This is a genomic window from Methylobacterium sp. 13MFTsu3.1M2 (genome assembly GCF_900112625.1).
Taxonomy (GTDB): Bacteria; Pseudomonadota; Alphaproteobacteria; order Rhizobiales; family Beijerinckiaceae; genus Methylobacterium.
Genome location: NZ_FOMM01000010.1, coordinates 155,888 through 179,097, shown reverse-complemented (window position 1 = coordinate 179,097; position 23,210 = coordinate 155,888). Strand labels below are relative to the sequence as shown.

Sequence of the window (23,210 nt, the reverse complement as noted above, 5' to 3'; positions counted from 1 at the left end):
CGGGGCCGACGCGCTGCCCCGCGGGGCCGTTCGGGATGGGAGATCGATCTCAGTGCTGGACCTGCCGGAGGAGATCCTCGAGCCGCCGACGCGCAGCCCGGTGGCCCGGGACGTCGCCCGCCGCGCCGGCGTCTCGACCGCGACGGTCTCCCGGGTGCTGAACGGCTCCGCCGGCGTCCGGGCCGACAAGCGCGCGGCGGTGATGCGGGCCGCGCAGGATCTCGGCTTCGTCGCCAACGGGGCGGCCCGGGCGCTCTCGACGCGCCGCTTCATGGCCGTCGGCGCCGTCGTGCCGAACATCGAGAACGAGGCCTTCGTGCGCGTCCTGTCGAGCTTCCAGGACCGGCTGCGGCAGGCGGGCTACACCCTGGTCGCGGCCAATGCCGGCTACGACCTGGAGGACGAGCTCCGTGAGGCGACCTTCCTGCTGGAGCGCGGCGTCGACGGGCTGATGCTGGTCGGCGACATCCACCACCCGGACCTCCACGCTCGGATCGCCCGCGCCGGCATCCCGATGGTGCAGACCTTCAGCCTGTCCCGCGAGCGCCCCTGCGTGGGCTTCGACAACGCTGCCTCGGCGGCCCGGGCGGCCAACTACCTGATGGATCTCGGCCATCGCCGGATCGGAGTAATCTCGGGCCTGCGCAAGGACAACGATCGCGGCGGCGCCCGGGTGACGGGCATCGCGGCGGCGCTCGCGGCCCGCGGCCTGCGGCTCGCCCCGGAGCACGACGTGGAGATCTCCTACGGGATCGGCGGCGGCCGCGACGGGTTCCGCCAGATGCTGGCCGGCGGCCCGCCGCCGACCGCGATCATCTGCGGCACCGACCAGATCGCCTTCGGGGCGATGATCGAGGCGCGGGCAAGGGGGCTCTCCATTCCCGGCGACCTGTCGGTGATCGGCCACAACGATTCGGACTTCGCCCCCTTCCTCGACCCGGCGCTGACGACGATCCGCATCCACTCCGCCGAGATCGGCCACGCCGCCGGCGACCACCTGATCGCCCGGATCCAGGGGCGGCCGATGGTCCGTCTCACCGAGATCGACGCCGAGCTGATCCTGCGCGCCAGCACGGCTCCGCCGCGGCGTGCCGACGCCTGACCTGCGCTATCTTGCCACCCAGTTGAAATCGCTTACAACATGCGGACCGGCCCCGTCCGGCTCCGTAGATTCTCCGGAACACAGCATGGCTCCCCGCATCGTCCTCCTGCACGCGACGCCGGTCGCCATGGCGCCGATCCAGGCCGCCTTCGCCGAGCGCTGGCCGGAGGCCGAGACCGTCAACCTGCTCGACGACGGCCTGTCCCTCGATCGGGCGAAGGAGCCGGGCGCGATCTCGGAGACGATGATCGAGCGCTTCGTGCGGTTCGGCCGCTACGGCCACGACATGGGCGCCGACGGCATCCTGATCACCTGCTCGGCCTTCGGTCCGGCGATCGACCGGCTGATCGAGACCGTGCCGGTGCCGGTGCTCAAGCCCAACGAGGCGATGTTCCGCGCGGCGATCGCGCAGGGCGCGCGCATCGGCATGCTGGCGACCTTCGGCCCCTCGGTCGGCACGATGACGGACGAGTTCGAGGAGTTCGTCGCCGAGGCCGGACGCCCGGCGAGCCTGCGGACGGTCCTGGTGGACGACGCGATGGCGCGGCTGCGCGCCGGCGACGCCGAGACCCACAACCGGCTGATCGCCGAGCGGGCGCCGGACCTGCGCGACTGCGACGCGATCATGCTCGCGCATTTCTCCACCTCGCGCGCGGCCGAGGCCGTGCGGAAGGCCGTCGACGTCCCGGTGCTGACCGCGCCCCACGCGGCGGTGGACCAGATGCGGGCGATGATCGAGACCGGCGGGAGCGCCAGACCATGAAGCTCGGTGCCTACAAGGATCGTCTCAGCGGCCATTGCGGCTTCCTGTTCACGGAGCTGCCGCTGGCCGAGCGCTTCGCGGCCGCGGCCCGTGCCGGGTTCCGCGCGGTCGAGCATCCCAACCTGTTCGCGACGCCGGCCCGGGAGGTCGCTGGCTGGCTGGAGCGGGCGGGCGTGCCGCTGGTCCAGACCGGCTTCCCGGCAGGGGACGCCGCCAAGGGCGAGAAGGGCTTCGCGGCGCTGCCCGACCGGATCGATTACTTCCGCTCCACGATCGGGCCGACACTGGACTACGTCGCGCAGCTCGGCTGCCGGATGGTCCACCCGATGGCGGGCGTCCGGCCCGCGGGAGTCGAGCGGGCGCGGCTCTGGGACACCTATCTTGACAACCTCGCCTTCGCGGCCGACGCCGCCGGCGCGCGCGGCATGACGGTGATCGTCGAGCCGATCGGTCCCGGCTCGATCGCCGACTACGCGATCGACGACCCGCTGCTGGCGGTCGAGGCGATCCGGACGATCGGCCGCGACAACGTCAAGCTGCTGTTCGACGCCTATCACTGCGTGTGCCTCGGCTATGACCCGACGGCGCTGATCCGCGCGCACGCGCCGCTCATCGCCCATGTCCAGATCGCCGACGATCCCGGGCGGCACGAGCCGGGGACCGGCACGATCGCCTTCGACCCGATCTTCTCCGCCCTGGAGGAGGTCGGCTATTCCGGCTTCGTCGGCTGCGAGTACCATCCCGCGGCCGGCACCGAGGCAGGGCTCGGCTGGATGCGGGCGGCAGCGGCGTAGCGCCGGGGCCTCAGAACCGGGCGGCGACGCCGCCGATGATTGTGCGGGGCTGCCCCGGCGTCGCGTAGCGGTTCTGGAACGCGCGGTCGTAGAACGTCGTGTCGAACACGTTGTCGACGTTGAGGTAGATCCGCACGCCCGGCGCGATCTGGTAGTACGAGATCAGGTTGACCAGCGTGTATTGCGGCAGGTTGAAGGTCGCGAGCGCCGTCCCCGCGGCGCGTCGGCCGACGAAGTCGAGGCCGCCGCCCAGGCCGAGCCCCTTCAGGTCGCCGCTCTGGAACTCGTAGACGGTCTGGAACGCGAGGCTGTTGGCGGGCACGTTGGCGATGCGCGTGCCGACCGGCAGGGTGTTGTCGCGGGCGACGGCCGCGTCGACGCGCGTGTAGGTCCCGATCACGCGCCAGCCCGGGGCCAGGTAGCCGGCGGCGGTCAGGTCGAAGCCGCGGCTGCGGACGGTGCCGGTGGCCACGCTGAAGTTCGGGTCGACCGGATCGGTGCTGAGGACGTTGGTGCGCCGGATCTCGAACAGGGCGGCGGTGGCGTCGAGGCGCCCGTCGAGGAGGCTGACCTTCGCGCCGGCCTCGTAGCCCTCACCCTCCTCGAACGCGAAGGGCCGGCCGCTGCGATCCGTGCCGATATTGGGCCGGAACGAGCGCGCGTAGTTGCCGTAGAGCGCGACCGTGTCGGTCAGGTCGTAGAGCAGGCCGAAGCGCGGCGTCGCAACCAGACCCTGGAGGCTGGTGGTGCTCTTCGTGAGGTTGTTCGTCGAGACCAGCCCGAGGTCCTCGACCCGGACACCCAGGAGGGCGTGGAGGCGGGGCGTGAGGTCGATCTGGTCCTGCACGTAGCCGGCGTAGCTCTCGGTCTTCTGCAGGAAGTTCGTGACCCGCGCGGTGATCGGCGGCAGCGGCTGGCCGTAGCGCGGCGCCAGCAGGTCGAGGAGGAACGGGTTCGTCGCGACGTTCGAGCGGTTGAACACCTCCCGGTAGCGGTAGCTGTCGTATTCCAGCCCGAGCAGGAGCGTGTGGCGGAACGGGCCGGTCTCGAACTTCCCCGCGAGATTCGCCTGCAGGTCGAGGTCGGACCACGTCAGGTCCCGCCATTCCAGGGTCCGCCGCTGGATCCGGCCATCCGGCAGCAGGCCGATGGCGCCGACGCCGTAGCCCGACAGGTTCCCGCCGAGCACCTGGGCGCCGAGGTTCAGCACCCAGTCCTGGTCGAACCGGTGCTCGACGCGCAGCTGGCCGAGGGCGTTGTCGACATGGGCCGGCGGCAGGCCCGGCTCGCCGATGAAGCGGCTGCGCGGCAGGGCGCGCACGTTGCCCCCCAGCGGGACGATGCCGCGGTCGAAGGTCTGCGCCGTGCTGACGAAGTCGCTCTCCAGGGTGACGGTCGTGTCCGTCGTCGGCTTCCAGGCGATGACCGGGGCGAGGGCGTAGCGGTCGCTGGTGACGAAGTCCCGGAAGCTGCCGTTGTCCTCGACAGCGCCGGTGACGCGGGCCAGCACCTGCCCGCTCTCGTCGAGGGCGCCGGTGGCGTCGAAGGTGCTCCGCTTGGCGCCGAAGCTGCCGTACTGCGTGCCGACCGTGAGGGAGCGCGCCGCCAGCGGCTGCTTGGTCACGATGTTGAAGGTGCCGCCGGGATCGCCGCGGCCGTACAGGAAGGCCGAGGGGCCCTTGAGGACCTCAATGCGCTCGATGGAGACGATGTCGGGGCTGTTGGGGTAGCCGCGGTTGATCGGGAACCCGTTGCGGTAATACTCGCCGGTCGCCACGCCGCGGATCGTGAACTCGGTCAGGCCGAGACCGCCGAAATTGTTGCCGCGGCCGACGCCCGCGAGGTCGAGGGCGCTGTCGATCCGCGTCGCCGCCGCGTCCTCCAGCACCTCCTGCGGCACCGCCACGATGGTCTGCGGCACCTCGCGGACGGGCGTGTCGGTCCGCGTGGCGCTCACCGCCCGCGTGGCCCGGTAACCGTCGATGCGGGACGTCCCGTCGCCGGTCCCCGCCACCGACAGCTCCTCCAGCTGGACTTCCTGGGAACTGTCAACGGCAAGTTGAGCCCAGCCAGGAGACGGGAGCAATACCGGAGCGAGGAAGAGGGAGATTCTGGCTGCGCGTCCGGAAACACCGCGCGAAGCCCGCGTGCAAGACCTTAGACAGTTACGCCGTACCACGATGTCGACCATTCTGTTTCGAGTGGCGCCAGATACGGTGCGGAAACATTCACGGTCAAGCTTGATCGCCGGCGGAGTCTCCAGGCTAGATTTTGAATAACTACAATCTGATCGGGATCGACGGTGCGCCCGCACGAAGCGCGCGAAGACGCCGTCGTCGCCGGTTCGAGCGGTGAGGGAAGGGGAGGTCGCTCCGGCGCACGGGCTCTCAACACGCCGGGTCGCGGGGCATCTGCACAGACGACGCCTCTCGCGTCGTCCGAGCGATCTTCACCGATTCGCGCGCCGCCCAGATAGGTCGGAGCGGGACCTGTTCCCGGTCAGGCGCCGCCGAGCAGCCGCGCCCGGCGCTCGAGGACCGTGGGCCAGACCTCGGGATTGACGAGCCGCGGCGGCGTCTCGCCCCGGAGCAGGCCGACGATCTGCTCGGCCCCCCAGGCGGCCACGTTGCGCCGCGCCTCGTGGGTGACGCCGGCGGTGTGGTAGGTCGCCACCACGGTGTCGAGCTGCAGCAGGGCCGCGTCGAGGGACGGCGGTTCCGGCGACCAGACATCGAGGCCAGCCCCGGCGAGATGGCCGGCGGTGAGCGCGGCGGCGAGCGCCGCCTCGTCGTGGACCCCGCCCCGGGCGGTGGTGATGAACAGCGCCCCCGGCTTCATCGCCGCGAAGGACGCGGCGTCGAAGCTGCCCCGGGTGGTGTCGTCGAGGGGGCAGTGCAGGGACACGATGTCGGACTCGGCGAGCAGCCGCGCCCGGTCCACCGGCTCCGCGCCGCGGGCCCGGATCTCCGCGTCCGAGAGCAGGGGATCGTGGGCAAGAACCCGCATGTCGAAGCCGCGGGCCAGCTTGGCGACCTCCCGGCCGGTATGACCGATCCCGATGAGGCCCAGGGTCGCGCCGCCGATCTCGTGGCCCATCAGCGATTCGCGGGTGAAGCCGCGCGCGGTCCGGAGCAGGCGGTCGGAGACGCAGATCTTGCGCGAGACGGCGAGCATCAGGCCGATCGCCAGTTCCGCCACCGAGCGGGCATTGCCGCCCACTTGGTTCACCACCGCGACGCCGGCCCGGGTGCAGGCGGTGGCGTCCACCGTGTCGAAGCCCGCGCCGGCCGACGAGACCGCGAGCAGATTTGGGCATTCGGCGAGCAGCGCGTCGGTCACGTGCCAGCGGCGCGGCAGCTCGTCCCGCGCCGGCGAGACGTGGAGGACGTGGGCCCGCGCCAGCAGCGCCGCGAGCGCGTCCTCCGGTCCCTGCAGGTCGCCGACCTGCAGGTCGATGTCGGGCTCGGCCCCCAGGCGCGCGTCGAAGACCGGATTGATCCAGACGTTGAATCGGCAGACGCGCTTGGGGGCCGACACCCGGTTCAGCCCTTCACCACCGCGTCGATCGCGTCGATGACGTGGTCGATGTTGTGGGTGTTGACGGCGGCGACGCAGATCCGGCCCGTCTCCAGGGCGTAGACCTCGTGGTCCTCGCGCAGGCGAGTGGCCTCGGCGGGGCTCAGGCCCGTGTAGGAGAACATGCCCTTCTGCGCCTTGATGGCGTCGAAGCCGCGCTCCGGGTGGCGCTGCTGCAGGCTGTCGGCCATCCGCTCGCGCATGGCGCGGATCCGGTCGCGCATCTCGCCGAGTTCCCGCTCCCAGTCGGCGCGCAGCTCCGGGTCGGTGAGCACGATCTCGACGATCGCCGCGCCGTGGGTGTGCGGGTTCGAGTAGCTCGCCCGCACCAGCCGCTTGGCGAAGGCCTCGACCTTGGCCTTCGCGGCCGGGTTCTCGGCCACGATGGTGAGCGCGCCGACGCGCTCGCCGTAGAGCGAGAACGACTTCGAGAACGAGGAGGCGACCAGGAATTCCTGGCCGGACTCGGCGAACAGGCGCACCGGCTCGGCGTCGGCGTCGAGCCCGTTGCCGAAGCCCTGGTAGGCGATGTCGAGGAACGGGATCAGGCCGCGCTCGGCCATCAGGGGCACGAGGTCGCGCCACTCGTCGAGGCCGAGATCGGCGCCCGTCGGGTTGTGGCAGCAGGCGTGCAGCACCACGATCGAGCCCTTCGGCAGATCCTGGAGATAGGCCTTCATGGCCTGGTAGTCGGCTCCGCCGGTCTCGGACGAGAAGTAGGGATAGTCGACCACGGTGAAGCCGGCCTGGCCGAACAGCGCCTTGTGATTCTCCCAGCTGGGGTTGCTCACCGCCACGGTGGCGTTCGGGTAGAGCTTGGCCAGCAGGTCGGCGCCGGTCTTCAGCGCGCCGGTGCCGCCGATGCTCTGGAGCGTCGCGGCCCGGTTCTGGGACAGGATCGGCGCGCCCTTGCCGAACAGGAGTTCCTGGACCGCGTCGCGGAACGGCTTGGTGCCCTCGATCGGCCGGTAGGTCTTCGGCAGGCCCTTCTCGATCCAGCGCTTCTCGGCGGTCTGCACGGCGCGCAGGCGCGGCACCTTGCCGTCCGCGTCCGTGTACACGCCGACCACGAGGTTGAGCTTCTTGGGGCTCGGGTCGGCGTTGAAGGCCTCGAACAGGCGCATGATCGGGTCGAGCGGCGCGTCCTGGATGCCGGCGAACAGCGAGGTCATGATCGTCAATCGTCCCAGAGGGTCTCGGCCGGCGACGCGCGGAGGGGCGCCGGCACGCCCGGCGACGGGCCGGGCCGACGCCCTTATTCCGCACATCGCGCCCGCCCGCCAGCGCTTCCGCGCGCATCAGCATCCCGATCCGCTCAACGATCTGCGCGACGCTGCGCCCGACGATAGGCCGGGCGATCCGGGGGCGGCGCCCTTCCGGTCGGGGCGGAGACGGTCCTAGAGTGTCGCCATGATCCGTCGCCTCCTCCCGTTCCTCGCCCTTCTCCTCGCGGCCGCCCCGGCCGTCGCGCAGGCACCGGTGCGGATCGGCCTGTCGGCGCCGCTGACCGGTCCTGATTCCGCCTTCGGCCAGGGGCTCCGGCAGGGCGCCGAGCAGGCGGTGGCCGATCTCAACCGCGTCGCGGGCGGCCGCCCGCGCTGGGTCCTCGTCCCGGCCGACGACGGCGGCGACGCGCGGCAGGCCGTCGCCGTCGCGAAGAAGTTCGCCGCCGACGGCGTGCGCCTCGTCGTCGGACCGCTCGAATCCGGGGCGGTCGCGGCCGCGGCGCCCGTCTACGAGGAGGCGGGCGCGGTCATGGTCGCGCCCGCGGCGTCATACGGACCGCTGACCGGCCGGGGTCTGTGGAACCTGTTCCGCCTCGGACCGAGCGACGCCCAGCAGGGTCGGGCGGCCGGGGCCTACCTGGCGAAGGCCTTCGCGGGACGCCGGGTCGGGATCCTCAGCGACCGCTCGACCTTCGGCCGCGGCCTCGCCGACGCGGTGGCGGCGCGGCTGAAGGAGGCCGGCATGCCGGAGGTGATGTTCGACGGCTTCCCCCGGGGCAACCGCGACCTCGCGGACCTCGTCGCGCGGCTGAAGGCGGCGCGCCTCGACGCGGTGTATTTCGGCGGCCTCGCGCCCGAGGCCGTGACCCTGCTCCGCGCCATGCGCGAGGCCGGCCTCGGCGCGACCCTGGTGGCGAGCGACGGCATCCTCGACCCCGCCTTCGCCGCGGTCGACGGCGACGGGGAGGGGACGGTCATGACCCTGGTTCCCGATCCGCCGCGCCTGCCCGAGATCCGCGGCGCTCGCCCGGTGCCGCGCTCGCCCGAGGCGGAGAGCGTCGCGGCCAACGCCTACGTGGCCGTGGAGCTCCTGGCGCAGGCGACCGAGCGCACCCGCGCCGCCGACCCGAGGACCGGCCGCATCGCGGACGGCCACAAGGTGGCCGAGTCCGTGCGGACGGGGCCGTCCCGGACGCTGCTCGGATCGGTGGCCTTCGACGCGCGGGGCGACCGCGCCGCAGCACCGATCGCCCTGCGGATCTGGCGCCGGACGCCGGACGGGCGCCTCGACTACGCCGGCAACGACGCCGAGCCCTGAGAGCCGGCAAATCGTGTCGATGACGGAACGTGTTCGGTGTCCGTGACTTGCGGCCGGTTCCCGCGGGGACTACATGCGAGCGGTGCTGCTGAGCTGGCGCGGGCGGTCCCCCGGATCGGATCCGCGCCCTGCGGCGTTTCCCGAGCTCGATGACAGCCGAACACGCATTGCCGGAACGCCTGCTGCCGGACGGTCCGACTGGAGAAGGTGCATGGCGAAAGAAGAATTGATGCAGTTCGATGGTCTCGTGATCGAGATCCTGCCGGATGCGCGCTACCGCGTGCAGCTCGACCAGGGCCACGAGATCGTGGCCTACACGGCCGGCAAGATGAAGAAGAACCGCATCAAGACGCTGGCGGGCGACCGGGTGACGGTCGAAATGTCGCCCTACGACCTCGAGAAGGGCCGCCTCGTGTTCCGCCACAAGGACGAGCGCTCGTCCGGACCCCGCCCGCCGGTGCGCGGCGGTCAGTTCCGCCGCCGTTGACGACCGGGCGCGCGCGCCGGGCTTCCCCGGCGGCGCCCGCCTACCTGCTCTTGACCGTCACGGCGCTGCTCTGGGCTGGCAACGCCGTCACCAGCCGCTGGGCGCCCGGTCACGTGTCGCCCCAGGTCATCACGACGCTCCGATGGGCGGTCGCCTGCCTGGTGCTCATGCCCTTCGCCGCGCGCCGGCTCGCCGCCGCGTGGCCGCTCCTGCGGCCGCACTGGCTGCGCATCCTGCTGATGGGCGGCCTCGGCTACACGGCCTTCAACTGCCTGTTCTACGCGGCCGGCGTGCATACCGGCGCGATCAACCTCGCCCTGTTCCAGGGGGCGATCCCCGTGCTGGTGATCGTCCTGAACCGGCTCGCCTACCGGGTGCCGGTCACGCCGGGGCAGGTCCTGGGCGTGGCGCTGACCCTGGTCGGCGCCGGCCTCGCCGCCACGCACGGCGACCTGTCGGTGCTCACGACCCTCGCGTTCAACCGCGGCGACGTGCTCGTCTTCGGCGCCTGCCTGCTCTACGCGGGCTACACGATCTTCCTGCCGACGCGCCCGAAGGTGCCGGCCCTGGTGTTCTTCGCCGCGATGGCGGTCGCGGCCTTCGTCACCTCGCTGCCGCCGCTCGCCGTCGAGTGGGCGACGGGCCACGCCGTCTGGCCCAACCGCGAGGGCTGGCTGATGGTCGCCTTCGTGGGCCTCGGGCCGTCGCTGCTGGCGCAGCTCTTCTTCATGCGCGGCGTCGAGATCATCGGCCCGAACCGCGCCGGCCTGTTCGTCAACCTCGTGCCGATCTTCGGCGCGATCCTCGCCGTCCTGCTGGTCGGCGAGCCGTTCGGCGCGACGGAAGGGGTCGCCCTGGCCCTGGTGCTGGCCGGGATCGCCTGCGCCGAGCGCCTGAAACCGGCGCCCGCCGCAGAGGCGACTCCGGAAGCCGCCTACTCGCAGACGCGGACGCGGCGGATGTAGACGTCGCCGTAGGCGTCGTAGGTCCGGCGGCGCTCGAAGTGGCAGACCGGGCCGTAATCCTCCTCGACGTAGACCGGCGGCGGGGCGCGGTAGACCGGGCGGCCCGGGTAGTAGCCGTTGTTGGCCGACGCGATGGCGCCGCCGACGGCCAGGCCGCCGAGCACGCCGAGGGCGGCCGCGCCGCCGGCGCCGATGCCGTCGCGGGCCTGGGCGGCCGGCGCGAGCGTGGCGAGGCTCCCGACGACAAGGCTCGTCGCGAGAAGGTACTTCATGACATCCCCCTGAAAGCAGGCGATTCGTGCCGATCGATCGGCACAGAGCTGCTAGCACACCCGAGCTTTGGGGCGTTTGTTCGGCCGCACGTGCCGGCTTGACGTGAGGTGCTCCGCCGCACCAAACCCGGGGGCGAGCCGGAGGGCGAGCGAGAGGAGCGGCGACCGTCATGGTGACACGGGGCTTCGTCGGACGCAGGCAGCCGCCCGAGACCGGCGCGCGCCTGCCGCCGGGTCAGTATCTCACCGACGATTTCCCGATCCTCCAGATCGGCCCCAACCCGACCATCGACATGGCGACGTGGCGGTTCACGCTGCGCGAGGGATCCCGGCCGATCAAGGCGTGGAGCTGGGCGGAGTTCGAGGCGCTGCCCCGCACCACCTGGCGCGGCGACATTCACTGCGTCACCAAGTGGTCGAAGTTCGACACGACCTGGGAGGGCGTCAGCTTCGACGACATCCTGGCCGATGCCGGGATCACGGCACCGACCGGCTACCTCCTGGCGGAATCCCACGACGACTACACCACGAACGTTCCGGTGGCCGACCTCGTGGGCGGTCGCGCCCTGGTGGCGACGCGCTACGAGGGTCAGCCGATCCATCCGGATCACGGCGGCCCGGCGCGGCTCTTCGTGCCGCACCTCTATTTCTGGAAGAGCGCCAAGTGGGTGAAGGGCCTGCGGTTCACTCAGACCGACACGGCCGGTTTCTGGGAATTGCGCGGCTACCACATGTACGGGGATCCCTGGCGTGAGCAGCGCTACATCGGTGACTGAGGCGGTTCCTGAGGCGGTTCCTGAGGCGGTGACTGGCGCAGTGACGGACACAGTGACTGACCCGGCGTTCGAGCCCATCGTCTTCCGCTGGCACGAGGCGGAGATCACCGCGATCGCGCCGGTGACGCCGCACGTGAAGAGCGTCCGGCTGCGCTGCGGCCTCGCCGAGTCCTACCGGGCCGGACAGCACGTCGATGTCCGGCTCACCGCCGAGGACGGCTACCAGGCGCAGCGCAGCTACTCCGTCGCCTCGGCGCAGGACGGCAGCGGCACCCTGGAGCTGATGATCGAGGCCCTGCCGGACGGCGAGGTGTCCGGCTGGTTCTCGCACTGCGCCGAGGTCGGCGACCGGGTCGATCTGCGCGGGCCGATCGGCGGCTCGTTCTCCTGGGACGGGTCCGACGGCGGGCCGCTGCTCCTCGGCGGCGGCGGGTCCGGCGTGGTGCCGCTCCTGGCGATGCTGCGGCGGCGGGCGCAGAACTGGCGGGCGATCCCGGCGGCGCTGATCTACTCGGCCCGCACCCGCGCGGAGGCGATCGCGGTCGCCGAGCTGGAGCGGCTCGCCGAGACGGATCCCAACTTCTCCCTGCATCTCGCCACGACGCGGGAGCCCGGCGGCAAGCGGATCGACGCGCCCCTCGTCGCCGACGCGCTGGCGCGGATCGGGGCGCCCGGGAAGGTGTTCCTCTGCGGCTCGAACCGGTTCGTGGCCGCGGCCTCGGACCTGATCCTGGCGCAGGGCGTCGCGCCGGGCCTGATCCGCACCGAGCGCTTCGGCGCCTGAACGAGGCCCGGCGCTTTCCGGTCGAGGATCTCGGCTCTGTGTCTTTGCGAGCAGAGCGAAGCAATCCAGAGTGCGCCACGTTCTCCAACGTCGCGCCGCCCCGGGTCGCTTCGCTGCGATCGCGATGACGGAGCGGGTTGCGCCGACCGAAGCGTTCAGCCGGAAGCCGAATCAGGGGCTGAAGATCAGCACGAGGTAGACGAAGAACAGCACGAGGTGCACCGCGCCCTCCAGCACGGTGGTGCGCGAGCCCGAGAAGGTCTGGGCGCTGAGGATCAGCGTCACGGCGAGCAGGGTCATCTCAGTCGGCTTGAGGCCGAGCACCACGGTCTGGCCGGTGAGCAGCCCGATGGTCAGGATCGCCGGCACGGTGAGGCCGACCGTCGAGGTGGCCGCCCCCAGGCACAGGTTGATCGCCCGCTGGAGCTCGTTGCGGGCCACCGCCTTGAGCGCCGAGATCCCCTCCGGCGTGAACACGATGGCGGCGATCAGCACGCCGCCCAGCGCCGTCGGCGCGCCGAGCGCCGCGATGCCGTGGTCGAGGATCACCGCGAGGCTCTTGGCCAGGATCACGATCGGCAGGACGTTGGCGAGCAGCAGGCCGACATGCTTGGCGACGCTGCCGCCCGAGACCGGATCCGCGCCGTGCGGCGGCTCCGTCGCCTCGGGGATCTCCGCGTCGATGAAGAACTCGCTGTGGCGCCCGGTCTGGATGAGCAGGAACACGCCGTAGAGGGCGAGGGTGAACACCGAGAACGTGACCGCCTGAAGCGTCGTCAGGGTCCCGTCGCTGGTGGAGCTGGTGAAGTTGGGGATGATCAGCGCGATGGTGGTGAGCGGGATGATCACCGCCATGAAGGCCGAGGCGCCCTGGAGGTTGTAGCGCTGCTGGTGGTGGCGCAGGCCGCCGACCAGGAGGCCCAGCCCGACCACGCCGTTCAGCACGATCATCAGCACCGCGAACATCGTGTCGCGACCGAGGGTCGGCGCGTCCTTGGCCGACAGCATCACGGCGGAGATCAGCGCCACCTCGATGATGACGATGGCCAGCGTCAGGACCAGCGTCCCGAGGGGCTCGCCGAGGCGGTGTGCCAGCTCCTCGGCCTCGTGCACCACGCCGAAGGCCGCCCAGACGATCACGGCGAGCAGCCACGCGAACAGGCCCCCCGCGAACAGGGGCTGAGACAGGTCCCCGAGCCAGTCCTTGCCGAACCACGTGAAGGCGAGAACCGTCGCCCAGGCTATCGCCACCCGCAGGGCTGCCATCATGATGAACGTGTACTCCGCTCGGTTCGCGTCGGGCCTCGACGTGCGCGATTCACGGGAGCCTTAGCAGGTCGTCGGACCAGTGTCGGCGTCGACGGCCGATCGGCCGCGGGTCCATTCGCGCGCCGATGAGGCGTGCCGGATCCCGGATCGAGCGCGCGCAACCGCCCCATGCTGCGACGGGAGTGGTCAGTCGGCCCGGTTGGCGTTACCTTCCAGGCACCCGAATAAAGTCCGGCGCCTGATTCCCCCGCCGCGCGATGGCGCGCTGCCGGGCGCGGCACGGCCGTTGAGAGTTCCCGAAGCTTGCCTTTCCCGACCCTGCCCGCCCCCCTCGCGCGGGCCCTGAGCGACCGCGGCTACGCCGACCCGACGCCGGTCCAGGCCGCCGTGCTGGAAGCCGCCGCCGGCTCCCGCGACCTCCTCGTCTCGGCCCAGACCGGGTCCGGCAAGACCGTGGCCTACGGCCTCGCCATGGCCAGCATGCTGATCGGGGAGGCCGAGCATCTGCCGCCCCCGGCGGCGCCCCTCGCCCTCGTGATCGCCCCGACCCGGGAACTCGCCCTGCAGGTCCAGCGGGAGCTGTCCTGGCTCTACGGCCCGGCCGGAGGCCGTGTCGCGGCCTGCGTCGGCGGCATGGATCCGCGCCGGGAGAGCCGGATGCTCGCGGACGGCACCCACATCGTGGTCGGGACGCCGGGCCGCCTGCGCGACCACCTCGAGCGCCGCAACCTCGACCCGACGGCGCTGCGCGCCGTGGTCCTCGACGAGGCGGACGAGATGCTCGATCTCGGCTTCCGCGAGGACATCGAGTTCATCCTCTCGGCGACGCCCGCGGAGCGGGCCACCTACCTGTTCTCCGCGACCCTGCCGAAGGCGATCGAGACGCTGGCCGAGCGCTACCAGCGCGGGGCCCTCCGGCTCGCGATCAAGGGCGAGACCAAGGGCCACGCCGACATCGCCTACCGCGCGGTGCGGATCATGCCGCGGGAGACCGAGCACGTGGTGCTCAACCTTCTGCGCGAGGCGGACGCCAAGACCGCGATCGTCTTCTGCAACACCCGCAACGCCGTCCGGCACCTCCAGGCCAGCCTGACCGAGCGGGGCTTCTCGGTGGTGGCGCTCTCGGGCGAGCTGGGGCAGGGCGAGCGCAACGCCGCCCTCCAGGCCCTGCGCGACGGCCGCGCCCGCGTCTGCGTCGCCACCGACGTGGCCGCCCGCGGCATCGACCTGCCGTCGCTCAGCCTCGTCATCCACGCGGATCTCCCGCACGACGCCGAGGTCATGCAGCACCGCAGCGGCCGCACCGGCCGTGCCGGCCGCAAGGGCACCTCGGTGCTGCTGATCCCCAATGCCCGGCGGCGCCGGGCCGAGCAGATGTTCGCCATCGCCAAGGTGAGCCCCGAATGGTCGGGGCCGCCCTCGGCCGACGAGATCCGCCGGCTCGACGGCGAGCGCATGCTCTCCGACCCGCTCTTCGCCGAGCCGCCGGCCGAGGAGGACGTCGCGCTGGCCGAGACGCTGCTCGCCGGCAAGAGCCCGGAAGAGCTCGCCGCGCTCCTGGCCCGCGTGTACCGCACCCGCCTGCCGGCCCCCGAGGAGGTCAGCGATCCGGGCGAGGGCCGCGCGCCCCGCGGCGAGCGTCCGCCCTACGACCCGATGGACCCGGAGCGGATCGCCGCCATGGGCCCGGCGGTCTGGTTCCGGCTGAACCTCGGCCGCCGCGACAACGCCGATCCGCGCCGGCTGCTGCCGATGCTGACCCGTCGGGGCGGGATCGGGCGCCAGGAGATCGGCGCCATCCGGATCTTCGACCGCGAGACCAAGTTCGAGGTGCGGGGCAACGCGGCGGCGCGCTTCGCCGAGGCTTTCGCCCGCAACGGCTCGCCGGAGATCCAGGTCGAGGCGCTCGCGGGCGACGGGGCGCCGGCCGAGCGCAGGGGCCCGCCCGCCGGGCCGAAGGGATTCGCGAGCCCGCGGGCCGGCAAGCACCAGCGCAAGGCCGAGCGCACCGGGCCGAAGGGCGACAAGGCCGGGCGCCAGACGGGCCGGGCCTGAGCGCCGGGCCCGATAACCGTGCGGCCCCGCTATCGGGGCCGCCGCGGCGGATCAGAAGACGTTCTTGACGGCGTCGCCGAGGGCGTCGACGCTCTCCTTCAGCTTCCGCCCGGCCGGCGCCAGGGACGGGAGCTTGATGCCGAGCACCTCTGTGTCCTCAGCCTCGGCGGGCTCCGCCTGGGCAACGGTCGCGGTGGCGGCGCCCTTCGCCTTGTCGGCGGTCCGCGTCGGCGCGGGCGTTTGGCGGGTCGCCGCCTTGGGCGCGGGCTTCTCGGGGCGCTCGATCTTCTCGGCGCGCTCCGTCCTCTCCGATTTTACGGAGCGCTCCGTCTTCTCGGCCCGCTCCTTCTTCTCGGGACGCTCGGCCTTCTCCGCGCGCTCGGTGCTCTCCGCCACCGACTTCGGCGCGGCCGGCTCGACGAGCTCGCGGGCCCGGACCGTCTCGGAGGCGCGGGGCGTCTGAAGCGCGGCCGTGCGGACCGGCGCCAGCGGCGCGACTTCCCGCGCGGCCGCGACCGGCGTGACGGGCGTCGGAACCGGGATGCGCTGCGTCGGCGCGACGGGGGCCGCGGCGACCTTCGCGGGCCGCGGGGCCGCCGGCTGCGGGGTGGTGGGTGCGGGCGCCGTCGGGGCGGGCTTGATCGCCGCGAAGGCTTCCGGCAGCGACACCATCCTGAGCGCCGGTGTCTCCGGCTTGGCGGGCTGCGCCGGGGCGGCCGCCGTCTGGACGGAGCCCTTGATGGCGGGCAGCCCGTCCTTCAGCTCCGGCCAGTCCGCGGCCTGCCGGGACGCGACGATCTTCACGGGGGTCGGCGCCGCCAGGCCGGCCATCACCGTCGAGGCGGCGACGCCGAAGCCGACCAGCGCGCTTGCGCCGGCCACGCTGAACAGCGCGACCTTGAGGTTCAGCGACGGCCCGGGCTTGGCCGACGGCGTCCGGTCAGGCCGGGTCTCGGACGGGTCGAGGTTGAGATCGATCATAGGCCGGGGTCTCTGACACGATACACGCCGCGCGCGACCGGGCTCCCCTTCACCGGCCGCCACACTCCGAGGATTCGAAGGTGGTTCGACTCTGGTGGCGATAGAGGAGCTGCAATACGGCGCAATGATGTCGGTCCGAATTGCCTGCCCTGCCAGTCCTGGCGCGGCTATCCACAAGATTACGCCGCGCCGCTTAAGAATCGGTGTTCGCCCCGTCCGCGGCACTGGGGGCGGGGCGGCCTGAGCACGTCCGGGGCGCCACTCTGCCGGCCGGCCGCGGCGGGCGCCATGGACTTCGCCGGCGCGGTCGCTATGCGTCAGCGCGTGGATACCCGCCCGAACCTGTCCCCGCGTACCGAGACGGCCGAAGCGCCGGACGCTCCCCGGCTCCGCCGCTGGCCCTGGTCGGCGTGGTCCACCCGCGCGCGGCTCGTCGCGGTGGTCCTGCTGATCGACGCCTTCGCGGCCGTGATCTCCTGCGCGGTCATCGTCCTGAACGCCCGGTCGGCCGTGCGCGTCGAGACCCGCGCGTCGCTCGCGACCGTCGAGTCGCTGGTGGCCGACACGATCCGCCTGTCCGACACGGCCGCGCCCGACACGCTGCTCCAGACCCTCGACCTGCGCTTCAAGGTCCTCCGGCACGTCCGGGTCGCTGTGCTCGACGCGGACGGCGACGAGGTCGGCCGGCCGCTGCCGCCGCCGCGCGCCGACCGGGAGGCGCCGCGCTGGTTCGCCGACCTGATCATGCCGCCGATCGAGCGCCACGCCCTTCCGATCGTCGTCAACGGGCGGCGGCTCGGCACGGCGCAGATCACCACGCAGCCGATGGACGAGATCGACGAGATCTGGGGCTACGCCCGGGCGCTCTCGCTGACCACCCTGGCGATCAACGCCGCGATGCTGATCGCGCTCTACATCGCGCTGGGCCGGATCCTCGCGCCGCTGCGGCGGCTCGGCGCCGGCCTGACCCAGCTGGAGCACCACGACTACACCGCCCGCCTGGAGCCGCCCGGCGCCCGGGAGCTGGCGGTGATCGCCGAGCGGTTCAACAAGGTCGCCGAGGCCCTGGGCGAGGTCCGGGCCGCCAACGGCCGCCTCAACCGCCAGCTCCTGACCGCGCAGGACGACGAGCGCCGCCGGACGGCCCTGGAGCTGCACGACGAGTTCGGTCCGTGCCTGTTCGCCCTGGAGGCCAACGCCGCCTCGATCGGCCGCATCGCCTCCGGCGCGGCCGAGCCGAGCCGCGAGAAGCTCGCCGCCCGGGCGGCCGAGATCAGCGCGATCGTCGGGCAGGTCCAGACCGTCAACCGGGAACTCCTGAACCGCCTGCGGCCGCACGGCCTCGGGCAGGCGCCCCTGGCGACCTGCCTCGACCTGCTCCTGCGCGGCTTCGGGCAGCGCCATCCCGGCATCACCTTCGCGGGCCGCTTCGACGGGCTGGCCCGGGGCTACGGCGACCTCGTGGACCTCACGGTGTTCCGCTGCGTTCAGGAGAGCGCCACCAACGCCGTGCGGCACGGCGCCGCGACCCGGGTGGAGGCCGAGGCGGCCGAGACCGGCGGCCGGATCGACCTCACCATCCGCGACAACGGCACCGGAATCCCGCCGGAACACGGTACCGGGCTCGGTCTGTCGGGGATGCGCGAGCGCGTGGAGGCCCTCGACGGCACCTTCGCCCTTGACAATGCCGGCCCCGGGGCGATCGTCCGGATCACGATCCCCGTTCCGCCCGACCGGGGCGACGAGAACAACACCGCGCCGAGCGCATGAACGCCATCGCATCCCAGATCGACGCCGCCGCCACGCGCCTGCCGGTTCTCGTCATCGATGATCACCCCATCGTCCTGCAGGGCTGTCGACGCGTGCTGGAGGATTCCGGCGTCGAGACCATCGCGGAGGCGACGACAGTCGTCGGCGGCTACCGGATCTTCCACCGGCTCCGCCCGCCGGTCGTGATCTGCGACCTGACCTTCCAGGGCAGCGGCATGGCCGGGCTCGGCCTGATCCGGCGGATCCGGGCGGTCGCGCCCGAGACGCGCATCCTGGTCTTCAGCATGCACAACGACCCGGTGATCGTCGCCCGCGCCCTCGAGGCGGGGGCCCTGGGCTACGTCCTCAAGGACCACGCCTCGGCCGAGCTGTTCGAGGCCTTCGCCAAGGTCCGCGTCGGCGAGGTCTACCTCGACCGGCGCCTCGCCACCGAGGTGGCGATGCTGCGCGCCGACGCCCGCCGCGCGCCGGAATCGCAGCTGACCCCCCGCGAGCAGCAGATCCTGGCGCGCCTCGCGCAGGGCCGCTCCTACGGAGCCATCGCGGCCGACCTGTCGGTGAGCTACAAGACCGTGACGAACGCCTGCTCGCAGATGCGCCAGAAGCTCGGCGTGCGCACCCTCGCCGAGCTGATCCACGTCGCCGTCACCCACGCGCAGCGGCAGGGCTAAGCCGTGGCATCCCCCGGACCTGACGACGCCTTCTCCCGGGAGGCCTGGGCGCGCAACGCCGCCGCCTACGAGACCATCCGGTCGATGCCGTTCAACGCCGAGCTCGCCGCCGGCACGCTGCCGCAAGACCGGTTCCGGCACTACATCGTGCAGGACGCGCACTACCTGATCGGCTTCGGCCGGGCGCTGAGCCTCGCCGCCGCGAAGGCGCCGGATCCGGACACGATCGTGCAGTTCTCCCGCGCCGCGCAGGAGGCGATCGTGGTCGAGCGCGCCCTCCACGGCGGCTTCTTCCGCGACTACGGCATCGGGCCGGAGACCTTCGCGGCCACGCCCCTGACGCCGGCCTGCGACCACTACGTCAGCTACCTCACGGCCACCGCCTACGCCGAGCCCTACGCGGTCCTCTGTGCGGCCCTGCTGCCCTGCTTCTGGATCTACAAGGCGGTCGGCGACGACATCTTCGCCCGCGCGGCGCCCGACAACCCGTATCGCGCCTGGATCGACACCTACGCGGGCGACGATTTCGCCGCGGCGGTCGCGGCCATGATCGCCGCCACGGACTGCGCGGCGCGGGACGCGTCGGAGGCCGAGCGCGCGCGGATGCACCGGGCGTTCACGCAGGCCACCCGGCTCGAGTGGCAGTTCTGGGACAGCGCCTACCGCGACGCGGCCTGGGCCCTGTGAGCCGCCCGGCGCGCCCGTGACCGCGCCGGACGCCAGCCGCCGCGATCTCGTCGCCGCCGCGCTCGCTGCAGCCCTCGCCGCGCCGCTCCGTCCGGCCCTGGCCGCCGCCGGCGATCCGGCGCCGATCCCGCCGGATCGTCCCGTCCGGATCGCCATGCTGGTCTATCCGGGCCTCACCGCGCTCGATCTCGTGGGGCCGCAGACCTTCCTCGCCGGCCTCGCCCCCGGCAGCCTCCACCTCGTCGGCGCGGAGCCCGGGCCGGTGACGAGCGACACCGGCCTCGTTCTGGTGGCGACCCACGGCTTCGCGACCTGCCCGGCGGACCTCGACGTCCTGTTCGTCCCCGGAGGCGACGGCACCCCCGCACAGATGGGCGACGCCGCGCTCCTCGCCTTCCTGCGCGACCGCGCCGCGCGGGCCGGCTGGATCGCCAGCGTCTGCACCGGGTCGCTGATCCTCGGCGCGGCGGGCCTGCTGCGCGGCTACCGCGCGACGTCGCACTGGAGCGTGCGCGACGCGGTGCTGCCGCTCCTGGGCGCCCGGCCGTTGGCCGAGCGCGTCGTCTTCGACCGCGACCGCGTCACCGCGGCCGGGGTCTCGGCGGGGCTCGATCTCGGGCTGGCGCTCGCCGCGCGCCTGCGCGGGGATACCTTCGCCCGCACCGCGCAGCTCGTCGCCGAGTACGCCCCGGCGCCGCCCTTCCGCGCCGGCACGCCCGCCGAGGCCGGGCCCGCGACCGTCCGGGCGGCCGAGGCGATCCTCGCGCCGCTGGTGACGGGGGCGGAGGCCGCAGCGCGCCGGTGAGCGCCGCGCCGGCGATGCAACCGGGCCACGGTCCGGCGCGACGTGCGGCGGCGTGCTTGACGACGCGCCGCCGGGGCCCGAACTGTTGCGGTGCACGATCCCCCGGAGCCGCCATGTCCCTGATCGCACGCCTGCGCGCCTACGCGGCCGAGGCTCTCGGCGTCGGCACGCAGGAGACCGTGGACGAGACGCATCTCGCGGCCACCGCGCTCTTGGTCCACGTCGCCCGCGTCGACGGCATCCTGGCGCCGGCCGAGAGCGAGCGCCTCTCGCGCCTCGTGCAGGGCCACTACGCCGACGGTCCGGACGCCGCGCGGGCGCTGATCGAGCGCGCCGCCGCCATGGATTCGGAGGTGCGCGACGTGGCGAGCCTCGTGGAGATGATCCCGCACGAGGCCGACCGGTCCGAGCGCGAGGAGCTGCTGACCATGGCGTGGTCGGTCGCGGCGGCGGACGGCAACGTCGACGAGTTCGAGGAGGCGCTGGTCGAGCGCCTCGGCCGCCTGCTCGGCTTCGACGAGGCCGCCATTGCGGCGGCCCGCCGCAGCGGACAGCAGGGCGTCGCGGCCGCGTAGTCCCGGCAGCCCGCGATGATCGCCAGCCTGGCCCTGATCCTGCTCGCGCAGCTGCTGGGCGAAGCCCTCGCGCGCGGCGCGGGCGTCCCGATCCCGGGGCCGGTGATCGGCATGGGCCTGATGTTCGCGTTCCTGCTGCTGCGCGACAATGCCCGCCTCGGCCTACCGCGCGTGCTGCCGAAGCCGCTGACCGACGGGACGCTCGAGACGACCGCGCGCGGGCTGCTGATGAACCTGTCGCTCCTGTTCGTCCCCGCGGGCGTCGGCGTCGTCGGCCGCCTCGACCTGCTGCGGGCGCAAGGCGCCAAACTGGCCCTCGTGCTGGTCGTCTCGACCGCCCTGTCGCTGCTGGTCACCGTCCTGGTGTTCCGCGCCGTCGCCGCGCTGGTCGAGCGGCGCGGGACCGACGGGGAGCCCTGACGGGTGGCCGGCGACTTCTCGCTCTGGGTCTACCTCGCCAAGACGCCGCTCCTGTGGCTGACGGTGACGCTGACCGCCTACGTCCTGGCGGACCGGATCGCCGCCGTGACCGGCCGGCACCCGATCGCCAACCCCGTCCTCATCACCGTCGTCCTGGTGGGGGCGGTCCTGGCCGTCACCGGCACGCCCTACGGGGCCTATTTCGAGGGCGCGCAGTTCGTCCACTTCCTGCTCGGGCCCGCCACCGTGGTGCTGGCGATGCCGCTCTACGAGCGGCGGGCGACCGTCCTGCGCGCCCTTGCGCCGATGCTGGCGGCCCTCGCCGCCGGCTCGGCCACCACCCTCGCCGTGGTGATCGGCCTCGCGCGCCTCCTCGACATCCCGCAGCCGATCCTCGTCTCGCTGGCCCCGAAATCCGTGACCTCGGGCGTCGCGATGGGCATCGCGGAGGCGCTCGGCGGCGACCCGACGCTCACGGCGATCCTGGTGATCCTCACCGGCATCATCGGGGCGATCCTCGTGACGCCGATGATGAACCTCCTGCGGATCCGCGACATGCGCGCCCGCGGCTTCGCCGCAGGGCTCGCGGCCCACGGCATCGGGACGGCCCGCGCCTTCCAGGTCAGCGAGGTCGCCGGCACCTTCGCGGGCATCGCCATGGGGCTCAACGCCTTCCTGACGGCGATCCTCGCGCCCCTGGCGCTGCACCTGCTGTTCTGAGCACCTGCTGTTCTGTGGCCTCAGGCGTCCAGCCGGTCGGCCACCGCCTCGGCGAGCGACAGGCTGGAGGTCAGGCCGGGGCTCTCGATCCCGAACAGGTGCACGATCCCCGGCAGGCCGTGCTCGGCCGGCCCGTCGATCCGGAAGTCGGCCGCTGCCTCGCCGGGCCCGGTCAGCTTCGGCCGCAGGCCCGCGTAGTCCGGGTACAGCGCCCCGTCGGGCAGGCCGGGCCAGTAGCGCCGGATCGCGCCGTAGAAGGCCTCGGCGCGCGCGGGATCGACCCGGTAGTCGAACCCGTCGACCCACTCCACGTCGGGCCCGAAGCGGGTGCGGCCGGCGAGGTCGAGGGTGAGGTGGATGCCGAGGCCGCCGTCGATCCGCGGCGCCGGGTAGATCAGCCGCGAGAAGGCCGGCTTGCCGGTGCAGCCGAAGTAGTTGCCGCGGGCGAGGCGCAGCGTCGGGACGCGCTCGGCCGGGTAGCCCTCCGTGCCGGCGGCCAGGGCCGGGGCGCCGAAGCTCGCGGCGTTGACCACCGCGTCGAAGGCCATCGTGCCGGGCTCGGCGCCGCCGAACGCGGCCTGCCACTGCCCGTCCCGCCGCGTCAGGCCCTCGACCGGGGTGCGCAGGGCGAGCGCGCCGCCGTGATCCTCGATCGCCCCGAGCAGGGCGAGCATCAGCGCGTGGCTGTCGACGACGCCGGTGCGCGGCGAGTGCAGCGCCACCGTGCAGGCGAGATTCGGCTCCAGCTGCCGGGCGGCGCGTCCGTCGAGGAGTTCGAGGCCCGGGACGCCGTTGGCCTCGCCCTGGCGTCGGATCGCCGCGATCTTCTCGGCCTCCGCGTCGTCGGAGGCGACGATCAGCTTGCCGCACGCGCGATGCGGGACGCCGTGACTCGCGCAAAAGTTGTATAGGCGCCCGGCGCCCTCGACGCAGTGGTGCGCGCGCTCGGATCCGCCCGGGTAGTACATGCCGGCGTGGATCACTTCCGAGCTGCGGGAGGAGACCCCCGTCCCGAAGGCGTCCTCGGCTTCCGCCACGATGACGGCATGCCCGCGCAGCGCGAGTGCCCGCCCGATGGCGAGTCCGACGACGCCGGCTCCGACGACCAGGGCCTCCATGTCTTCGCGTTCTCCAACGCGCCCGGTTGGGCAGGTGAGTCCTCAATACCGCACTTGAGCCGGAACAACGACGCGC

At 72.8% G+C, this 23,210-nt stretch carries 23 protein-coding genes; 16 read left to right on the top strand and 7 right to left on the bottom strand.

What is annotated here, in order from left to right; genetic code table 11:
* The first annotated feature begins 52 nt into the window (after positions 1 to 52).
* From BM314_RS11455 to BM314_RS11445, 3 genes are all read left to right on the top strand, one after another.
* Positions 53 to 1,102 (top strand): LacI family DNA-binding transcriptional regulator, encoded by a 1,050-nt coding sequence (locus BM314_RS11455; RefSeq protein ID WP_091978202.1) that lies wholly within the window; start codon positions 53 to 55, stop codon positions 1,100 to 1,102.
* Between the two features lie 85 nt (positions 1,103 to 1,187).
* Complete coding sequence (locus BM314_RS11450; RefSeq protein WP_091978201.1) at positions 1,188 to 1,865, top strand: aspartate/glutamate racemase family protein; 678 nt, start codon at positions 1,188 to 1,190, stop codon at positions 1,863 to 1,865.
* Entirely contained in the window at positions 1,862 to 2,659 is a 798-nt protein-coding gene (locus BM314_RS11445; RefSeq protein WP_091978200.1) for a hydroxypyruvate isomerase family protein, read from the top strand. Before BM314_RS11450 ends, BM314_RS11445 begins: the two co-directional genes overlap by 4 nt.
* A 10-nt stretch (positions 2,660 to 2,669) precedes the next feature.
* Here the strand turns inward: BM314_RS11445 and BM314_RS11440 are convergent, their stop codons facing one another.
* From BM314_RS11440 to BM314_RS11430, 3 genes are all read right to left on the bottom strand, one after another.
* Positions 2,670 to 4,673, bottom strand: coding sequence for a TonB-dependent siderophore receptor (locus BM314_RS11440; protein WP_091978199.1), 2,004 nt, complete (start codon positions 4,671 to 4,673; stop codon positions 2,670 to 2,672).
* A 485-nt stretch (positions 4,674 to 5,158) separates the two neighbouring features.
* Positions 5,159 to 6,196, bottom strand: a complete 1,038-nt coding sequence (locus BM314_RS11435; RefSeq protein WP_091978198.1) for a hydroxyacid dehydrogenase — start codon at positions 6,194 to 6,196, stop codon at positions 5,159 to 5,161.
* A gap of 5 nt (positions 6,197 to 6,201) precedes the next feature.
* Entirely contained in the window at positions 6,202 to 7,407 is a 1,206-nt protein-coding gene (locus BM314_RS11430) for an amino acid aminotransferase (RefSeq protein ID WP_091978234.1), read from the bottom strand.
* 238 nt (positions 7,408 to 7,645) lie between these two features.
* Between BM314_RS11430 and BM314_RS11425 the strand changes: the two genes are divergently transcribed.
* The 3 genes from BM314_RS11425 (at position 7,646) to BM314_RS11415 (ending at position 10,231) form a co-directional block, all read left to right on the top strand.
* Positions 7,646 to 8,779, top strand: coding sequence for a branched-chain amino acid ABC transporter substrate-binding protein (locus tag BM314_RS11425; protein WP_091978197.1), 1,134 nt, complete (start codon positions 7,646 to 7,648; stop codon positions 8,777 to 8,779).
* 211 nt (positions 8,780 to 8,990) lie between these two features.
* Positions 8,991 to 9,266 (top strand): translation initiation factor IF-1, encoded by a 276-nt coding sequence (gene infA / locus BM314_RS11420; RefSeq protein WP_012320343.1) that lies wholly within the window; start codon positions 8,991 to 8,993, stop codon positions 9,264 to 9,266.
* Positions 9,263 to 10,231, top strand: coding sequence for a DMT family transporter (locus BM314_RS11415; RefSeq protein WP_020093022.1), 969 nt, complete (start codon positions 9,263 to 9,265; stop codon positions 10,229 to 10,231). The genes infA and BM314_RS11415 overlap by 4 nt, the downstream gene beginning before the upstream one ends.
* Here BM314_RS11415 and BM314_RS11410 read toward each other — a convergent pair.
* Positions 10,201 to 10,503 (bottom strand): hypothetical protein, encoded by a 303-nt coding sequence (locus BM314_RS11410; RefSeq protein ID WP_012320341.1) that lies wholly within the window; start codon positions 10,501 to 10,503, stop codon positions 10,201 to 10,203. The two genes, BM314_RS11415 and BM314_RS11410, sit on opposite strands and share 31 nt — an antisense overlap.
* A 170-nt stretch (positions 10,504 to 10,673) precedes the next feature.
* Between BM314_RS11410 and BM314_RS11405 the strand changes: the two genes are divergently transcribed.
* Both BM314_RS11405 and BM314_RS11400 read left to right on the top strand, forming a co-directional pair.
* Positions 10,674 to 11,279, top strand: coding sequence for a sulfite oxidase-like oxidoreductase (locus BM314_RS11405; protein ID WP_091978196.1), 606 nt, complete (start codon positions 10,674 to 10,676; stop codon positions 11,277 to 11,279).
* A 40-nt stretch (positions 11,280 to 11,319) separates the two neighbouring features.
* Positions 11,320 to 12,063, top strand: coding sequence for an FAD-binding oxidoreductase (locus BM314_RS11400; protein WP_244539917.1), 744 nt, complete (start codon positions 11,320 to 11,322; stop codon positions 12,061 to 12,063).
* 171 nt (positions 12,064 to 12,234) lie between these two features.
* Here BM314_RS11400 and BM314_RS11395 read toward each other — a convergent pair whose 3' ends face one another.
* Positions 12,235 to 13,332, bottom strand: a complete 1,098-nt coding sequence (locus tag BM314_RS11395) for a calcium:cation antiporter (RefSeq protein ID WP_091978195.1) — start codon at positions 13,330 to 13,332, stop codon at positions 12,235 to 12,237.
* Positions 13,333 to 13,635: 303 nt separating this feature from the next.
* On the opposite strand from BM314_RS11395, the gene BM314_RS11390 reads away from it, so the two are divergent.
* Positions 13,636 to 15,387 carry a DEAD/DEAH box helicase gene (locus tag BM314_RS11390; RefSeq protein ID WP_091978194.1) on the top strand — a complete coding sequence of 584 codons (1,752 nt, stop codon included), beginning with the start codon at positions 13,636 to 13,638 and terminating at the stop codon, positions 15,385 to 15,387.
* 51 nt (positions 15,388 to 15,438) lie between these two features.
* Here the strand turns inward: BM314_RS11390 and BM314_RS11385 are convergent, their stop codons facing one another.
* A complete protein-coding gene (locus BM314_RS11385) occupies positions 15,439 to 16,368 on the bottom strand; it encodes a hypothetical protein (protein ID WP_091978193.1) in 930 nt (309 codons plus the stop codon).
* Between the two features lie 288 nt (positions 16,369 to 16,656).
* Between BM314_RS11385 and BM314_RS11380 the strand changes: the two genes are divergently transcribed.
* The 7 genes from BM314_RS11380 (at position 16,657) to BM314_RS11350 (ending at position 22,016) form a co-directional block, all read left to right on the top strand.
* Complete coding sequence (locus BM314_RS11380; protein ID WP_091680502.1) at positions 16,657 to 18,138, top strand: ATP-binding protein; 1,482 nt, start codon at positions 16,657 to 16,659, stop codon at positions 18,136 to 18,138.
* Complete coding sequence (locus tag BM314_RS11375) at positions 18,135 to 18,809, top strand: response regulator (RefSeq protein ID WP_012320334.1); 675 nt, start codon at positions 18,135 to 18,137, stop codon at positions 18,807 to 18,809. Before BM314_RS11380 ends, BM314_RS11375 begins: the two co-directional genes overlap by 4 nt.
* Before the next feature lie 3 nt (positions 18,810 to 18,812).
* Positions 18,813 to 19,496: a thiaminase II gene (tenA, locus tag BM314_RS11370; RefSeq protein WP_091978192.1), complete on the top strand. Its 684-nt coding sequence runs from the start codon at positions 18,813 to 18,815 to the stop codon at positions 19,494 to 19,496.
* 16 nt (positions 19,497 to 19,512) lie between these two features.
* Positions 19,513 to 20,301: a DJ-1/PfpI family protein gene (locus BM314_RS11365; protein WP_170868086.1), complete on the top strand. Its 789-nt coding sequence runs from the start codon at positions 19,513 to 19,515 to the stop codon at positions 20,299 to 20,301.
* A 113-nt stretch (positions 20,302 to 20,414) separates the two neighbouring features.
* Complete coding sequence (locus tag BM314_RS11360) at positions 20,415 to 20,876, top strand: tellurite resistance TerB family protein (protein WP_020093031.1); 462 nt, start codon at positions 20,415 to 20,417, stop codon at positions 20,874 to 20,876.
* A gap of 15 nt (positions 20,877 to 20,891) precedes the next feature.
* The gene (locus tag BM314_RS11355) at positions 20,892 to 21,296 is read left to right on the top strand and encodes a CidA/LrgA family protein (protein WP_020093032.1); all 405 of its coding nucleotides are present in this window, start codon (positions 20,892 to 20,894) and stop codon (positions 21,294 to 21,296) included.
* Between the two features lie 3 nt (positions 21,297 to 21,299).
* The gene (locus BM314_RS11350; protein ID WP_020093033.1) at positions 21,300 to 22,016 is read left to right on the top strand and encodes an LrgB family protein; all 717 of its coding nucleotides are present in this window, start codon (positions 21,300 to 21,302) and stop codon (positions 22,014 to 22,016) included.
* Positions 22,017 to 22,036: 20 nt separating this feature from the next.
* Here BM314_RS11350 and BM314_RS11345 read toward each other — a convergent pair whose 3' ends face one another.
* On the bottom strand, positions 22,037 to 23,134 hold the full coding sequence (locus tag BM314_RS11345; RefSeq protein ID WP_091978191.1) for an NAD(P)/FAD-dependent oxidoreductase: 1,098 nt from the start codon (positions 23,132 to 23,134) through the stop codon (positions 22,037 to 22,039).
* Positions 23,135 to 23,210 lie beyond the last annotated feature (76 nt).

What these genes read in the sequence shown, in the direction of transcription:
- BM314_RS11425 (WP_091978197.1), top strand. Translation starts at nt 7,646, where the DNA reads ATGATCCGTCGCCTCCTCCCGTTCCTCGCCCTTCTCCTCGCGGCCGCC.
- BM314_RS11355 (WP_020093032.1), top strand. Translation starts at nt 20,892, where the DNA reads ATGATCGCCAGCCTGGCCCTGATCCTGCTCGCGCAGCTGCTGGGCGAA.
- BM314_RS11450 (WP_091978201.1), top strand. Translation starts at nt 1,188, where the DNA reads ATGGCTCCCCGCATCGTCCTCCTGCACGCGACGCCGGTCGCCATGGCG.
- BM314_RS11445 (WP_091978200.1), top strand. Translation starts at nt 1,862, where the DNA reads ATGAAGCTCGGTGCCTACAAGGATCGTCTCAGCGGCCATTGCGGCTTC.
- BM314_RS11380 (WP_091680502.1), top strand. Translation starts at nt 16,657, where the DNA reads ATGGACTTCGCCGGCGCGGTCGCTATGCGTCAGCGCGTGGATACCCGC.
- infA (WP_012320343.1), top strand. Translation starts at nt 8,991, where the DNA reads ATGGCGAAAGAAGAATTGATGCAGTTCGATGGTCTCGTGATCGAGATC.
- BM314_RS11410 (WP_012320341.1), bottom strand. Translation starts at nt 10,503, where the DNA reads ATGAAGTACCTTCTCGCGACGAGCCTTGTCGTCGGGAGCCTCGCCACG.
- BM314_RS11360 (WP_020093031.1), top strand. Translation starts at nt 20,415, where the DNA reads ATGTCCCTGATCGCACGCCTGCGCGCCTACGCGGCCGAGGCTCTCGGC.
- BM314_RS11395 (WP_091978195.1), bottom strand. Translation starts at nt 13,332, where the DNA reads ATGATGGCAGCCCTGCGGGTGGCGATAGCCTGGGCGACGGTTCTCGCC.
- BM314_RS11385 (WP_091978193.1), bottom strand. Translation starts at nt 16,368, where the DNA reads ATGATCGATCTCAACCTCGACCCGTCCGAGACCCGGCCTGACCGGACG.
- BM314_RS11345 (WP_091978191.1), bottom strand. Translation starts at nt 23,134, where the DNA reads ATGGAGGCCCTGGTCGTCGGAGCCGGCGTCGTCGGACTCGCCATCGGG.
- BM314_RS11405 (WP_091978196.1), top strand. Translation starts at nt 10,674, where the DNA reads ATGGTGACACGGGGCTTCGTCGGACGCAGGCAGCCGCCCGAGACCGGC.
- BM314_RS11430 (WP_091978234.1), bottom strand. Translation starts at nt 7,407, where the DNA reads ATGACCTCGCTGTTCGCCGGCATCCAGGACGCGCCGCTCGACCCGATC.
- BM314_RS11375 (WP_012320334.1), top strand. Translation starts at nt 18,135, where the DNA reads ATGAACGCCATCGCATCCCAGATCGACGCCGCCGCCACGCGCCTGCCG.